Consider the following 16235-nt stretch of genomic DNA (forward strand, 5'->3'; position numbering starts at 1 on the left):
CGCCCCCCATGACTCCGGGCCCGGCACACAACTTGCTCCCATTCCAGCAAATCAAGACTGGAAGTCGCCATGCTCCACTCTCATCTCACGACCCTCAATGCCGTCTCGCTGATCCTCAACACCTTCAAGGCTGAAGGCTTGTCCAGTGAGGCGCTATTGGCCGGCAGCGGCATCAGTGCGGCGGATCTGAACCGCGCCGACACGCGCATCACCACCAATCAAGAGATGCAAGTCTGTGCCAACGCTGTCGCACTCAAGCGTGACATCGGCCTGGAATTGGGCCGGCGGATGCACGTGTCCTGCTACGGCATTCTCGGTTATGCACTGCTCACCAGTGCCACCTTCGGTGACGCTTTGCGTCTGGCGATGCGTTATCCGGCGCTGCTGGGAACACTTTTCGAACTGAGCCTGGAGGAAGATGGCGAGCGTGTCTGGTTCGTCGCCGCCGACTATCGCGAGAGCCCGGCGATGGCGGTGTTCAACGCCGAGTTCTGCCTGGTCTCGCTGAAGGTCATCTGCGACGACCTGCTCGGTCATCCGCTGCCACTGCTCGCCGCTCGCTTCGAACATGCCGCACCCGACTACGAAGCGACCTATGCCGAACACTTCAACTGCCCGCTGCATTTCGGGGCACGGGACAACGCCTTCGCCTTCGACAAGCACTGGCTCGATCAACCCTTGCCCTTGGCCGACGTGATTACCCATCAAGCCATGGCCGAACGTTGCCGCAAGCAGAATACCGAGTTCACCGGACGCCAGGCGTGGCTGGGGCGAATCCGCCAATTGCTGAGCGCGCAACTGAATGCGGCGCCTGGGCTGGAGGGCTTGGCGGAGCAGATGAACTGCTCGGCGAGAACCCTGCGTCGGCATCTCAAGGACCTGGGCTGCAGCTATCAGGAATTGCTCGATGAATTGCGCTTCGAACAGGCCAAGCAAATGCTCTGCGAGGATCAGTTGCCGATCTATCAGATTGCCGAGGCCCTGGGTTTCAGCGAGACCGCGAGCTTTCGCCATGCCTTCGTGCGCTGGAGTGGTGTAGCGCCAAGCCAGTTCCGCCCACATGGATAACCCTGGGGGCGCGGGCAAGCCCGCTTCCACAGGGTCTGAATTCCACGCGCCATGCCAGGGCTTGGCGCATTAAAAAGGGGCGAATTTCGGTCAGATTTTTTGGCCATATTGATCCCCTTTTGGCCTTTCCTGCCGTTTTCCAAAATCGTCCATGCCGCAAGACTGTGTTCAACCGAATCAGCCTGCGGAGAACAAGAAATGCTGACGATCTACTCGAACGATCACCATCTGCACCACGGCCGTTGTGAATTGATAGATGGGCAACTCAAGCCCTGCTTCGAAATGCCTTCGCGCGCCGACCACGTGTTGGCCCGGGTGCAAAACCAGAACCTCGGCGCGGTAGAAGCGCCCAAGGATTTCGGCCTCGGCCCCATCGAGCGCATACACAGCCGCGACTACCTCGATTTCTTCAAAGGCGCCTGGGCGCGCTGGACCGAATTCAACACCGACGGCGACCTGCTGCCCTACACCTGGCCGGCCCGCACCCTGCGCCAAATCAAACCGACCAGCCTGCACGGCCAGCTCGGTTACTACAGCTTCGACGGCGGTGCGCCGATCACTGCCGGAACCTGGCAAGCCGCGTACAGCGCAGCGCAAGTGGCATTGACCGCCCAGGCGGAAATCCAGGCTGGCGCGCGCAGTGCCTTTGCCTTGTGCCGTCCACCAGGACACCACGCTGCCGGCGACTTGATGGGGGGTTATTGCTACCTCAACAACGCGGCCATCGCCGCCCAGGCCTTCCTCGACCAGGGTCACAAAAAGGTCGCGATCCTCGACGTGGACTACCACCACGGCAACGGCACCCAATCGATTTTCTATGAACGCAACGACGTGCTGTTCACCTCGATCCACGGCCACCCGGAAGCCGAGTTCCCGTTCTTCCTCGGTTATGAAGATGAGTTGGGTGAAGGCGCCGGTGAGGGCTTCAATTTCAACTACCCGTTGCCCGCCGGCAGCGGCTGGGACACCTGGAGCGCGGCGCTGGAACAAGCCTGCAAAGAGATCGAAAGTTACGGCGCGGACATCGTTGTCGTGTCCCTGGGCGTTGATACGTTCAAGGACGATCCAATCTCGCAATTCAAGCTCGACAGCCCGGATTACCTGGCCATGGGCAAGCGCATCGCAGCCCTGGGCAAACCAACGCTGTTCGTGATGGAGGGCGGTTACGCGGTCGAGGAAATCGGCATCAACGCGGTGAACGTCCTTGAAGGTTTTGAAAGCGCTCAGTGAGGAATTAAAACAATGAAAAGGCTCAAGCGTTTTATCGTGCCGGCCCTGAGTGCCCTGGTGCTCAGTGGCGCCGTGCACGCCGAAGAGCGAACGTTGCGCGTCTACAACTGGTTCGACTACATCACCCCCAAAGCCCTCGAAGATTTCAAGGCGCAGAACACCCAGACCAAACTGGTCTATGACATCTTCGACACCAACGAAGCCCTTGAAGCCAAGCTGCTGACCGGCAACTCCGGCTACGACGTGGTGGTGCCGTCCAACGTGTTTCTCGCCAAGCAGATCGAGGCTGGCGTGTTCCAGCCGCTGGACCGCAGCAAACTGCCGAACTGGAACCACCTCGATCCCAAGCTGATGAAGCTGATCGAAGCCAACGACCCGGGCAACAAATTCGCGGTGCCTTACATGTACGGCACCATCCTGATCGGCTTCAACCCGGCCAAGGTCAAGTCAGTACTGGGTGATAACGCGCCGGTCGACAGCTGGGACTTGATCTTCAAGGAAGAGAACATCAGCAAGCTCAAGCAGTGCGGCGTCGCCCTGCTCGACTCGCCATCGGAGATACTGCCCCTGGCCCTGCAACACCTCGGCCTGGACCCCAACAGCAAAAAGCCTGCGGACTACGACAAGGCTGAAGCGCTGCTGATGAAGATTCGCCCGTATATCACCTACTTCCACTCATCGAAGTACATGGCTGATATCGCCAACGGTGACATCTGCGTCGCCGTGGGCTATTCCGGCAGTTTTTCCCAGGCCGCCAACCGCGCCAAGGAAGCCAAGAATGGTGTCGTCGTCGACATGCGCCTGCCAAAAGAAGGCGCGCCGATCTGGTTCGACATGCTCGCCATTCCGAAGGGTGCGAAGAACCCGGAAGACGCCTACACCTTCATCAACTACCTGCTGCAACCGCAGGTGATTGCGCCGGTCAGCGACTTCGTCGGCTACCCGAATCCGAACAAGGACGCCACCGAGCTGGTCGACCCGGCGATCCGCAATAACCCGAACCTGTACCCGACCGAAACGGCGATGGGCACGCTCTATACCCTGCAACCGCTGCCTCGCGATGCCGAACGTGCGCGGACCCGGGCCTGGACAAAAATCAAGTCAGGCACCTGACCCGTATCGCTTCAACCGCTTCCCCGGACCCGCGCATGCGCGGGTCTTTTTTTGCCCGCGATATTTATTTACCGCCATCGCCCATCGGCCCGTCACTACCTTGCAACGCTTCGCGCACCGAATGTTCTGCGGTGCCCGCTAACCACACAAAGGATGTGACCATGACCGACGCCACCAGCCCTCCCGTTTTACCCGGCCTTTCCTCCGACCAGAATGCCCTGCTCACCCAATTGGTCACCGGCCCCTCGATCAGGGAAGTCGCCACCCACGCGCTGCAGCCTGCCCTGAAAGCGCTGTACCCGAATCTACATATCGATCCGCGCCTGGCCATGGTGGTGATGCCAACCTGGGCCTATCACAATGGGCGCGTCGAACCCGGGCCACGGCACTTCAAATCGCTGACCGACACGCTGGTGCACCATGGTGTAGCGGGCACGCCAGTGATCTACCTCGACGGTGAACACTACCTCACGCTGCAGCCTCAGGAGCAGACGCCAGTACAACTGCCCGTCAGCATTGAGGCCATCGGGCGCCTGCTCAATGAGCTGGCGCCGTTGCTGTTTGTCGCGTTTCAAGAACAGCAGGTCGATTACTGGAACCAGTACACCCGCGCGTCGACTCCGCGCTGGCAGGCGCTGTCCAAATCCTTGCGCGATCTATGGAACATCAAGGCCAACCCGGACTGGGACAGCGACCAACACGCGATGGCCGGCAAACTGTTCGCCTACCCGGAAAAAAGCGTACGCCGTTCCCATGACCCCTATCAGTCACGCGCCTGCCTGATCGACCTGGACGTCATGAGCGGTGCTGCCTCGACGCACGTCAACATCCTCGACATGGCAGTCCTGATCGGAACCCTGGGCACTCGAACCCTGGTGATCACTCACACCATCCCCCGTGGCTTCCAGACGTTCGACTCCCTGGAGGAACTGGGCGCGTCGTTGGTGGCGGACGTCGATGGGCAAGCACCGGGCAACGTGCTGCATTGGCGCCTGATCGAACCCCAGGGCAATTATTTCGACCGCCTGGCGTGCAACCTCATCGCCCTGCAAGCCGACGCCATCGGTGCGCTGGCCAACGAACCCGCTGCAAGCAATCCAGACTTGGCGCCCCACGTCAGCCGCACCACCCGTGAGCTGGACCCGACGGACAAGCAGTCATCCTCGCGATTCAATCAGGTCGAGCAGTCGCTGCCTGACTGGATGGCCGATGCTTCTCCCACTGATCTCACCGCCTACAGTCGGCATCTGATGGACCTGGTGACCGTGCGTAATCAGAACGCCGGGAAGTCCTTTCAGGACGGGCTCAAGCCGATCCGCCAATTTGCGCTGGATCAACTGCGCGAGGCCATGCTCAAAGATCATGCCGATGCGGCAGGACTGAACCTGGCGGACATCGAGATCGTGGTCGACAGCGTGGTGGTCTGGGGCAGCTTTGTGCCGTTGGTGGAGCCCGAGCGCACGACACTGAGCCTGGTCGACCTGGCACTGCAAAACCTGATTGCCCTGCCCCAGGGCAACAAATCCGTGCGCAGTTCCAGCGCCGCCGCGCTGCCGCAATGGATGACGCCAAGCTATCTGGAGGCGCTGATCACTCGCATCGACATCGGCCAGAACTACCCGGCGCTGATCAAAAGCAAGCTGCTCGTCGATCCCGTTGACAGCCTGCGACGGCAGAATCTGTTCACCAGTCATTTGCGCGTCGAGTTGCCGCTGCTGGCCTTGCAGCTGAAGATTCGCAGGCAGAACGGCATCGATGAAACCGGTTATCGCTATGTCGCCGCGGTGGTCCAGGTGCTCGACGCCAATCGCTGGGTGGATGGCCAGGAGATCGTGATTCGCCCACTGGCCTTCACGCCTGGCTGGCGCGTCGGGGGCGCCACCGATGAAGTGACCAACATGTTCGTGATCGGCCCCCGGCAGATGGACAAGGGACCATGCCTGCTTTACCGGCCAATGCTTGAGCAACCGTTGAGCCAGTACCCGACGCCGGCCAACCTGATCTACGCCATCAAACACTCGCCGATGTTGCGCCAATCGGTACTCGCCTGGCTGCCGGACGACGCCCGCGCCAACTACGCCAACTATGCGTTCACCGGCGACCGACCTTCGGTCTGGAGCATTTCCCAACAGCTGGCCGACCCGTTGACCTCCCTGCAAATGAGCGGCCCGGTCACCCTTGGCCAGCGGGTCCTCAGCGGCGTTTACCTGGCCACCTTGTACAAGGCCAACGTCAATGCGCTGGTTGAAATGGCACAACGGCAATCGTTGTCCAATGCGCAATATCGCTGGGAGACTTTCAAACGCGTAGCCTGGACGCTGCTCAATGCCGCACTGCCCTTTCTCGGTCGCACCGTCGGGACGGCCGCGTGGATCTGGCAAGTGCTGGATGACTTGCAGCAAACCCTCGACGCTGCCGACAGTGGCGATCAGCAACAGACATCCGCCATGACCGATCTGTTGCTGACCCTGGCCATGGTGCTTGCCCATCACGCCAGTACGCGTAATTCGCCTGTGCGCAGAGCCGAGGAAAAGCCGATAGCAACAGCGATCGAGCCCCCGGAAAAACCGGCCCCGCAACCCGTGTCCGTCGTGCAGTTGCCCGACCTTCCCAGCGAACACCCTCCCGCACAACATCGCCAGTCCGTGGCGACCGATACGGCCCTGGACCTTGCCAGAACCCTGGACCGCTTCAATATCACGCCACCCGAAGAGCTATCAGCGCCCGTCAACGACAGCGACCTGTATCGTCACCTCTATCGAAAGGGCAACGCCTGTTACGCACCGGTGGGCGAGCGCTGGTTCGAGGTCGCGGTCGAGGACACGGGCGACGTGTCGATCATCGACTCACGGGAGCAGCCTGTGCGCAGCGGTCCGGCGCTGATCCGCAACAACCGCGGCGAATGGTTCGTCGACACGCGCCTGCGCTTGCGGGGCGGCGGACTGTCGAGCCAACGCAAGGCACTGAAGCAACAAAACCGTGCACGCATCACTGAACTCAAGAGGCAATTGGCCGAGTTTAGCGACGGACGCGAACAGGCACGCAAGGAGCTGACGGACGCCCACAAGGCCATGAAAAATTCGGTCGGCGACGAGGCTCTGCTGACCGCGCAAACGCAATTCCTCGAAAAGCTCGAGCAACGCACCCAAGACTACGCCGCTCCCATCGAACAGATGAAATCCCTGAACCTGCTGGAAACAGTGCCCAACTACCGGGCATCCATGATCGAGATGCTCGGCACTCAGCTGTTCTTCAACCAGACGTGGCTTGACCAACGCAGTCCAACGTTCGCTCAAACCCTGAGGGAAACCCTGGCGCTGCTGGAGGCTGAAGAAACGGCAGGGGGTGCCGGCGATCGCGCCACCTACCAGAAAATGACCGACCTGACCGAGGGCATGATCGGCAAAATCGAGTTTGCACAATCGCAGTTCCAGGCGTTGAGCCGACTCGGCAGAAGTGCTGCCGAGGTGGCCAGCACCTATCGGGCAAAATTGCCTGCTTTCAGCCTTAACGATCTCAAGGCACTCCAGGTTTCGCTGGCTCGCGACGTCTGTGTGAAAGAAGGAAACAGTGCTGGGTTGACTGATGCTCGAAGAGCATTCGAACGCCTGCTCGATACCACCAACCTGGTTATCCAGACGTCGCAGGAGTTGATGCTCAAAGACAGTACATGGGCTGAGGGCGACCGCATCGAAGGCCTCAACGGGATGCTCGAACAGTTTGCCGCCATCGACCAATCCTTCGAAGACTTCAGCCTCAGCCATAAGGAAGCGGTTCTGGAGCAACCGTTCAAACACGTACGTAAACGGATCAGCGAATTCCAGCAAGAGACCGAAGCCTATCTGGCGCAACTGCTGCGCGAACAACTGCCGGTGGAGCCCCGTCCCGGCCCTTCAAGGCCCGCACCGGCATCGCGCAAACGGGTCGTCAAAACGCGCTTCAAGGGCACGGTCGTTGGCGAAGTTCGTCCCTCGGCATCGGGACAACCGGTCCTGCTGGATGTGAAATCGCCCATGACCGGCAAAGTGATCGCCACCTTCCACGAGAAGACACCTGGCGTGTGGGTCGAGCGCGTGCAACCCAAGCGGCATCCGACCCTCCAGGTACCTGACCTCCAGATGCAAATTGCTCAAGGCCAGACGTTGCTCGAGAGCGTGGAAACCTTCATTCGGCAAACCGAAACGAGCGCCAAAAAGCCTGGCCGTATACCGGTGGAAATCGAGGAGTTGTTCCAGCACAAAGCCGAGCAACTCGACAAAAGCGCCAGGACACTGGAACAGACCCCGACCGGTTCGAATACCACGACCTCCACGACAGCGCTGGTGACGCAATTGAGCGCAGCGCGCGATCGACTCTATGCCGAGGGCTATCGAATCAGGGTCGAGATGATCAAGCAACAGCCGCCCACGGCCGCTCGCGTCGAATGGCTATCGGGCAAAAATGAAATCGATATCGTGCCGAATGGTGAACGGCGTCGACTCAAAGGCCCGCGCAAGGATTACCTGCAGGAATACGAGATTCGCGAGGCAGGCACCGGGCAACCGTTGTGGTACGCCCACTTCCACTATGCCGGCCCCGATAGCCCCGCCGAAGCGTTTACTGCCGCCCACCTGAAACTGCGTAACCAACGACTGATGGCCGGGGCATTCGATCTGAATTCGGCTTCCAGCAGCCAGCTGATCGCCATCTATCGCAGCGAAATCAGCCCGCCGCTGGCCAATTCACTGTTCTTTTCAAAAGCCTCGAACGTCAAAAAGGAAGTTGGCGATGACTGAACACCCGGAAGATACCGAAACTCCCGCACTGCTAAAAAAAAGCCAAGTGATTCACCAGACCAGCAGAGGCCCCACGGTCGATGAGGTCGCCGCCCTGCTACTGCGCCAAGCGCTGAAGGCGCGGTATCCCAAGCGCGATATCGACCCCGACCAAACCATGATCGGCACGCCTCAATGGCAAATCCTGGACGGCGTGCTCGAGGCGAGGCCCACACAGTTTGAATCGTTGACCCAGACGTTGATAAACCTGTTCGCTACCTCAACAAGCGCCAACTATCTCGAAGGCGAGCACTTCCTGACATTGAATCCCTTGGCCACGCCTGTCGTGCATCTGGATATCGATATCGAAGCCATCGCCGAGTTGCTCAATGACTATTCACCCCTGCTCCTGGTTGGCTATGGCGAACAGCAACTGGCCTATTGGAACCTCAAGGGGCAGCTGGCACCGCACTGGCTGGAGCTGTCCGCAGCCTTGCGCAAAGCCCTCAATGTTCAAAGTGTCAACGGTTGGGATAAGGATCAGTGTCGGGTGGCTCGCGCCATCTCGCGTCATCCTGATAAACAGTCGCGCCTGGCTCATGACCCGACGTTTTCGACTATTCAGGTCAGCCTCGTCGACTGTGACACCCTCGACGCACAAGGCATCACCCGACACCAGACACTGGCGGGAGCCGCGGTGATTACAGGGCGCTATGAAGAGCGCGATCTGGTCATGATGTACACCGTGGGATATGGCTACGAAACCTTCAATTCACTGGAACAGTTAGGTGCTTCGTTGCCGGCCCGCCTCGATAAGCTGCCGCCCGGACAAAATTTGCAATGGCAACTGTTTGAACCGGAGGGCAATATTTTCGACCACATGGCCTGGGCCCTGATCGCCAACCAACTCGATTCCATTGCCGCGATTACAGCTCAAGGCCTTGCCGCCGAACTGGATACCCCTTTGGCTTCGGCTCCTCAGGTAGAAAACGCCAATATCCAGGAGCAAAACGCGCTCGTCGAGCTGGCCGACGCAATACCCGACTGGCTTTTTGGTGCTTCGGTGACGGACCTGGATCACTACAGCCAATCGATCAATGCGCTGGGCAAGCTGTACAGGCAGACTGACAAACAACTGTTCCGGATTCCGCCCATGACCACCTTCGCCCAGCAGCGCATGCGCGAAGCGATCGTGGCTGACAAACCATCCGCAACCGGACTGCCGCTCGATAGCCTCGAGATCACCATCACCAACAGCTTCGAGTCAGGTGGTTTGACGCTGCCCAACCCGCTCGATGTTCATACCGAAACGCTCGGCGAATACGCCGTTCAAAACTCCGCGCCGTATCAGGCAACGCTTCGATTCAACCCGCCGCAAACGGTCCCCGAATGGCTGGATGAAGGCTACCTGACGAAGATCGCGAGCAAGGTCGATATTGGCGAGGCGTATCCGCGCCTGATCAAGGACAAATTGATTGACGATCCGGTGCAGGCACCCTTGCAGGAGCACTTCTACATCAGCCAGTTGCGCGCTTTGCTGCCGCTGATTGCGCTGGAGTGCAAGATCCGGCGCATTGGCGGCGTAGACGAATTGGGGTGTCGCTATGTGCGCGAATGGCTCAAGCCGACGCCTGGTCACGCTCAACCGGTGGTCATTCGTCCCCTGACCTTCATCCGGGCCGGGGAAACCGCCGGCGACACCGTTGCCAATATGTTCATCATCGCTGCGCGCCAGCCAGAGAAGGGTCCTTGCCTGCTCTATCGCCCGCTGTTCGAACAACCGTTGCTGCAATTCCCGTCAGCGCAAAACCTGCTGTACGCCTTGCACCAGCCAGGCGAGTTGAGGGACTCGGTGCTGGCGTGGCTGCCCGATTCCACCCTCGCTTTCAAATACGCCCAATACACGTTTCCCATCGGCTTTCCCAACCCGTGGCTGAGCGTACAACTGCTCTCCGAACCCTGGACATCCTCGGGCTGGGCCGGTCCCGTCGAACTTTCTTCAACGGAACTGAGCGGCGATGTATTCCCCACCCTGTTCAAGAACCATGCCCTGGCCATGGCCGAACTCGCCGACCGCCAATCGTTATCCAATGCACAACGACGCTGGGCCCTGCTTCGGGACAGCGGTTGGGCGCTGTTCAACATTGCCTCGAATTTTCTCAGTGGCCCGGCAGGGGCTGCGGTTTGGGTCTGGCAAAGCATCAGCGAAATCGAGCAAGTTCTGGACGCGCACAATCGCGGTGATGCTCATGCTCAATGGAGCGCCATCGCCGATATGCTTCTGAACCTGGGCATGCTCCTGGCGCAACATGCCGCCACTCGACGCCGGGCCAGGCTTAAGGCAGGGCCACGGGACGAGCACGACAGGCAGCTCAAGGTCGGCGTCACGCCATCGACAGCACTTGCCATGCCCACCGTGACGTTAATGACGACACCTTTGACCGGCGAACTTGCGTCCAGCCATTACTCGTCACTTGAGCCTGGCGGCTCAGTGCCCCATCGCTCAGGCACGGCATTGGCGCTGTATCTGGAGGGCCTGAAAGTGCCGACTGTCGATCTCACGACTCCGTCGCTGGAAACCCTCTCGCACGATACCGCGCCCTTGTATCGCCTGGACGGCAACACCTACGCACAGGTTGGCGAGCGCTGGTTCCGTGTCGTGGAAAACGACAACGAGCAGGTGCAAATCGTCGATCCGCAGACCCCCTCGAAAACCGGCCCGCTGTTGATTCATAACACGCAAGGACAGTGGTTTGTCGACACCCGATTGCGCTTGCGCGGGGGCGCCGGGGGCACCAGTCTGCAAAGCCAGCTCAAAGCACAACGCAAGGCCAAGGAGCAGCAGAAGAAACGACTGGGCGTTGCGCTGGAGACTTTCAAAGGCCAGGAGGTCGCCAACAATGCCGAGTTGAAGGAGGCCTATACAGAAATGCTGGGCGCAACCGGGCTCGCGCATGAGCAGGCGACACAGCGTTACCTCACTCGTCTGGAAAAGCTGATCGATGAATACGATCAGGCATTGAAAAATCTCGAGCAATGGCGTCTCACAGGAGGAACCGAAGGCTATCTCAACAATCTAGAGCGCATGACCATCGTGCTGCAAAAGAACATCTGCCTGTGGCTCGTATTCAAGCGCAACGACTACGCCAAACTCACCGAAATGCTGGCGCAAGACACGGTCATCGACTCCAACGCTTTATTGCAGGCACATGTTCAGGGAGTCAGGCAGGCGTTGGCATTGAGCCAGGAGATCATCGCCCGCCTGCAGCTTTCCCAGGCATCGCTTGAGAACCTGGAGGCGGCTGGCCACGCAGGCATGACCACCTCGCAAAGCCTGCGAGAGCTGCTTCCCGCTTTTAATCAGTGGGACTTGAAGTCCAACGAAATCGGCATGTCCCACGAGTTGTGCATGCGCGGTACCGCCTCCGAGAACGACGAGCCGGCGCGTGAAGCGGTCGGCTCGTTGATTATCGAGGCCGCAACCGCCACCCACCAGCATGCCGCCTTGATCAGAACGCAGGACAGCGGTGAAGCCACCGCACAGCGCATCGACACTCTGAGCCGGCTGATCGATGTCTACGCCGATGTGAATCAGCGTCTCGAAGACCTGCCCGGCGAATACCCCGACAAGGTGGAAGCGTCCGAGCTTAAACGGGTCAGCGCATTGATCGGCGAGTTCAAGCAACTGGCCCAGACGCAACTGAATACGCTACTGCCCGAGGTTAGACAAAACGATCCTCCGGTGATGCCCAAACCCGCAGTTGCCGGTCCCTCCCGCCCTATTGGCAAAGTCACCAAGACTCGACCACGTGACTCTGCGCCCGCCAAGGCTTCCACAGCGGACGAACTGCCCCTGAGGGAAGTACTTCCCACCAGGCCGGCCCCCGGTCTACAGCCCGTGCTGGATGACGTCGACACAGTCGACGATGCCTTGACCCTGAATGAGGACGTACAGGCGTTCATTGATCGAACCCGCAAAGATGCCTTCAAGCCCAATCGTATTCCAGCGGACATGCAGGATCTTTTCGATCATCAGGCTCAACGACTGGAGCAGGCAGCGATCAATGTCGAGCAGGCACTGGAGCGCATACGCGCATCGGGCGGAGCGCGGCTTCCTGTGGGCAACCTGAGCGGGGAGCTCAAGAGTGCAGCCGTCCGGTTACGTGCTCAGGGCGTCAGTATCCGCGCCCGCCTGCTCAAGGATCGGCAGCCCCGACAGGCGTATTTGCAGTGGCTGCTGGATAACAACCAGGTGCGCATCGTCAAGAACGGCCAAGGCCGGATCAGGACCAAAAAACGCCGGGACTACTTTCAGGAGTACCAGGTGCTGGACATCGCCGGCCACGACAAGCCGCTGTGGCTCGCGCATTTTCACTATGCGTCCGTGGATGCGCCGCTGGAGCAATACACCGCCGCACACCTGAAAATCGCCGAACCGCACCTGCAGCAATTCTCGGCCGAACGGCGCCAGGCACTGACCACTCTGACGCCACTGGACTACGTGCTGCGGCGCATCAGCGATCCGTCCCCGTTCTTCAAACTCGAGACGCAACCTTGACGTGCGCGTGGGCGGCCCGACAGGCCGCCCTCTTCAGCCGGCACGCCACACCGTGCGTAATCGCGCCAGCGCCGCTTCGATTGATTTCTCGGGCACCGCAGCAAAGCCGAGCACCAGCCCGGCACGCTGATCGATCGGGGTGGCGGAGTCCGGCAGCCAATAACTGCTCAGGCCATTGATCTCGACATCGACACCACGTGCCCATTCGATCAGTTCCTGCTCACGCGCCACATTCTCGACCGGCACGGTCATGTGCAGCCCGGCGGCAACCGTGGGTAACGGGCCGACGCCGGGCATGTCCAGCGGCCAACCATTGAGCAGCGTATTGCGCCGGCTCAGCGCCGCTCGGCGCATGCGGCGGATATGTCGCTGGAAGTGCCCCGCCGCCATGAACTCGGCCATCACCGCCTGGGTACTGACTTCGGAATGGCGAACATCAACGGCACGGCGCTGGGAAAACGCATCCACCAGCCCTGTCGGCAATACCAGATACCCCAGACGCAAGGCAGGGAACGCCACCTTGCCGAACGTGCCGACGTAAAGCACCCGGCCTTGCCGATCCAATGCCGCCAGGGGTGCCAGCGGTGCGCCGCTGTAGCGGTACTCGCCATCGTAATCATCCTCGACGATCCAGCCCTGCGTGCGCTCGGCCCAGGCCAGCAACTCCAGACGACGCGCCAGGCTCATGACCACCCCTGTGGGGTACTGATGCGAGGGCGTGACGTAGGTCAGCCGGCAGTCACTGAGCATGGCCAGCTCGTCGCAGTCGATGCCCTCGCTGTCCACGGCGACCCCGTGCAACCGCGCACCGGCGACGGCAAACGCATGGCCCGCCGCGCGATACCCCGGATTTTCAATCGCCACGCCGTCGCCCGGCTCCACCAGCAACTGTGCACAAAGGCTGATCCCCTGCTGCGCACCACTGGTGATCACTATTTGCTCAGCCGTGCACTGCATGCCTCGCGAACTGCGCAAGTAGGCCGCAATCAACCCGCGTAATCGGGCATCGCCTGCCGGGTCGCCGTAACACAACTGCTGCAGATCGGGTTTACGCCAGAAAGCCGCATTCAGCTTGGCCCAGACCTCAAAGGGAAACAGATCGAACGCCGGAACACCGACCCGAAATGCTCGCGGCGGACCACTCGGCGGCATCGCCAGATGGTTCTTTTTTACGCGCTCCAACGCATCGCTGTGGATAACTTTGCTGGATGAAACCACAGGTAAATCCAGCCGATTTGTGGATAAGGCTGTGGGTAAGCCTGTTGACAACCCTGTGGATACTTTTGTGGATAGTTTTTTTGCCGGTATTGCGGTTTGCGGTAACTGAGCCACATAGGTCCCGTCACCAACGCGCCCTTCGATAAATCCTTCGGCATAGAGCTGATCGTAGGCACGCACCACGCTGTTACGGGAAATCGCCAACGCTGCGGCCAGATCACGACTGGCCGGCAGTCGCGTGCCGCTGGCCAATCGTCCATCGAGGACGCGAAGGCGCAAAGCCTGATAGAGCTGGCGGCTCAGCCCCTGGCGGCGGTCGAGTTCGATACCAGCGGGATTGAACGACAAGGAAAGCGGCGCGTCCGTCATGGCAATGGACCTATGAAATTGGTCGTTAATGGCTCTTACAACAGACCAATAGCCTGCCTAGGATGCAGACATTCGCCAAGGAAAATATCCCCATGTACACGCCGCGCGCTTTTGCCATCGACGAGTTGTCCCAACTGCATGAACTGATCCTCGCCACCCGCCTCGCCATATTGGTTACCCAGGGCGAGGGCGGCCTGCAAGCCAGTCATGTGCCGGTGCTGCTGCATTGCGAACAAGGCTCGAACGGCACGTTGTACGGGCATCTGGCCAAAGCCAACCCGCAGTGGAAAGACCTGCGCGACGGTGCCGAAGCCTTGCTGATTTTTGCCGGTGCCGACGCCTACGTCAGCCCCGGCTTCTACCCGAGCAAGGCCGAACACGGCAAAGTCGTGCCAACCTGGAACTACGTCGCCGTACACGCCTATGGCCGAGCCGAAACCTTCAGCGATGGCGGGCGGCTGCTGGACATCGTCAGCACCCTCACCGACCGCCATGAAGCTGGCCGCACTCAACCGTGGTCAGTGGCCGATGCCCCTGCCGATTACATCGACGGCATGCTCAAGGCCATCGTCGGTTTCGCCATTCCCATCGACCGTCTGGAAGGCAAGCGCAAGCTCAGCCAGAACCGCAGCGCCGCCGACATCGCCGGCGTACGTGAAGGCCTGGCCGCCAGCCCCGAAGTCAACGACCAAACCCTCGCCCAATTGATGCGCTAAGGAATTCGCCATGCGTCAAATCGACATTCGCCCAGTCACCGCTGACGACCACGCCGCGTGGTTGCCTCTATGGCAAGCCTACCTGCGCTTCTACAACACCGAATTGCCGGATGCTGTCACCCAAAGCACCTGGCAGCGCATCCTCGCCACAAACGAACCGACCCACGCCGCTCTGGCCTGGGCCGACGGCAAAGCCGTGGGCATGGTGCATTTCATCTACCATCGTTCAAACTGGAGCATCGAAAATTCCTGCTACCTGCAAGATTTGCTGGTAGTGCCAGAAACCCGCGGCACGGGCGTGGGCCGCCAGTTGATCGAATTCGTCTACACCACAGCCAAGGCCGACGGTTGCTGCAAGGTGCATTGGCTGACCCACGAAACCAACGCCACCGCGATCCAGCTCTACGAGCGCATCGCCGAACGTCCCGGTTTCATCCAGTTTCGCAAAGCCATTTAAGGTTCAAGGAGAACAACATGTCGATTTCACTCGCGGACTGGAAAGGCGTCCCGGCACCCTCGGTCCAACTCATCGAAGGGCGTTTCATCCGCCTGGAAAAGCTCGACCCGGCGCGCCACGGCGACGGTCTGTTCGAAGCCCTGCAAGGCCCGGGCGCCGACCCCAAACTCTGGGATTACTTGCCTTACGGTCCCTTCCCCCAGCGCAGCGCGTTCAACGATTGGCTGAACAACCATGCGGCCAATAGCGACCCGTACTTCTTCAGCGTGATCGATAAAGCCACAGGCGAGATTCAAGGCATTCTCAGCCTGATGTCGATCGTGCCGGCCCAGGGTCGCATCGAAATCGGCCATGTGACCTTCGGCGCGCCAATGCAACGCTCGCCAAAGAGTACCGAGGCGGTTTACCTGTTGGCCAAGGAATCATTCGCCCTGGGTTACCGGCGCCTGGAATGGAAATGCAACAACGCCAACGCCCGCTCCAAATACGCGGCCGAGCGGTTGGGATTCAGTTTTGAAGGCGTGTTTCGCCAGCACATGGTGGTCAAGGGACAGAACCGCGATACCGCGTGGTACTCGATCCTCGATTCGGAATGGCCGGCGATTGGAGCCGGGTTCGAGCGCTGGTTGAGCGATGAGAACCAGACGGAATCGGGACAGGTGAAAACCCTCGCAGAGTGCCGCGGGTAGATTTTCAGCGCCTGGACGGACGCCTTCGCGGGCAAGCCTCGCTCCCGCAGGGTCTTGCGATGG

At 60.2% G+C, this 16235-nt stretch carries 9 protein-coding genes; 8 read left to right on the top strand and 1 reads right to left on the bottom strand.

Annotated elements, in window-relative coordinates; genetic code table 11:
- Window positions 1–69: 69 nt before the first annotated feature.
- From ACX3YD_RS15085 to ACX3YD_RS15105, 5 genes are all read left to right on the top strand, one after another.
- Window positions 70–1068, top strand: coding sequence for an AraC family transcriptional regulator (locus ACX3YD_RS15085; RefSeq protein WP_047535230.1), 999 nt, complete (start codon window positions 70–72; stop codon window positions 1066–1068).
- A 198-nt stretch (window positions 1069–1266) separates the two neighbouring features.
- On the top strand, window positions 1267–2298 hold the full coding sequence (locus ACX3YD_RS15090; RefSeq protein WP_458960444.1) for a histone deacetylase family protein: 1032 nt from the start codon (window positions 1267–1269) through the stop codon (window positions 2296–2298).
- 12 nt (window positions 2299–2310) lie between these two features.
- Window positions 2311–3411 (top strand): polyamine ABC transporter substrate-binding protein, encoded by a 1101-nt coding sequence (locus ACX3YD_RS15095; RefSeq protein ID WP_458960445.1) that lies wholly within the window; start codon window positions 2311–2313, stop codon window positions 3409–3411.
- Window positions 3412–3572: 161 nt separating this feature from the next.
- Window positions 3573–8186 carry a dermonecrotic toxin domain-containing protein gene (locus tag ACX3YD_RS15100; RefSeq protein ID WP_458960446.1) on the top strand — a complete coding sequence of 1538 codons (4614 nt, stop codon included), beginning with the start codon at window positions 3573–3575 and terminating at the stop codon, window positions 8184–8186.
- Window positions 8179–12723 carry a hypothetical protein gene (locus ACX3YD_RS15105; RefSeq protein WP_458960447.1) on the top strand — a complete coding sequence of 1515 codons (4545 nt, stop codon included), beginning with the start codon at window positions 8179–8181 and terminating at the stop codon, window positions 12721–12723. The genes ACX3YD_RS15100 and ACX3YD_RS15105 overlap by 8 nt, the downstream gene beginning before the upstream one ends.
- A gap of 33 nt (window positions 12724–12756) precedes the next feature.
- Here ACX3YD_RS15105 and pdxR read toward each other — a convergent pair whose 3' ends face one another.
- Window positions 12757–14310 carry a MocR-like pyridoxine biosynthesis transcription factor PdxR gene (pdxR, locus tag ACX3YD_RS15110; RefSeq protein WP_458960448.1) on the bottom strand — a complete coding sequence of 518 codons (1554 nt, stop codon included), beginning with the start codon at window positions 14308–14310 and terminating at the stop codon, window positions 12757–12759.
- A 92-nt stretch (window positions 14311–14402) separates the two neighbouring features.
- Here pdxR and ACX3YD_RS15115 point away from each other — a divergent pair, with 92 nt between their 5' ends.
- From ACX3YD_RS15115 to ACX3YD_RS15125, 3 genes are read left to right on the top strand one after another with little or no spacing between them, the layout of a single operon-like run.
- Window positions 14403–15026, top strand: a complete 624-nt coding sequence (locus tag ACX3YD_RS15115; RefSeq protein WP_103402971.1) for an FMN-binding negative transcriptional regulator — start codon at window positions 14403–14405, stop codon at window positions 15024–15026.
- A gap of 10 nt (window positions 15027–15036) precedes the next feature.
- Window positions 15037–15483: a GNAT family N-acetyltransferase gene (locus tag ACX3YD_RS15120; RefSeq protein WP_103402972.1), complete on the top strand. Its 447-nt coding sequence runs from the start codon at window positions 15037–15039 to the stop codon at window positions 15481–15483.
- A gap of 17 nt (window positions 15484–15500) precedes the next feature.
- Window positions 15501–16172: a GNAT family N-acetyltransferase gene (locus ACX3YD_RS15125; protein WP_458960449.1), complete on the top strand. Its 672-nt coding sequence runs from the start codon at window positions 15501–15503 to the stop codon at window positions 16170–16172.
- The last annotated feature ends 63 nt before the right edge of the window (window positions 16173–16235 follow it).

The sequence above is a fragment of the Pseudomonas fluorescens group sp. PF-1 genome, assembly GCF_054481335.1.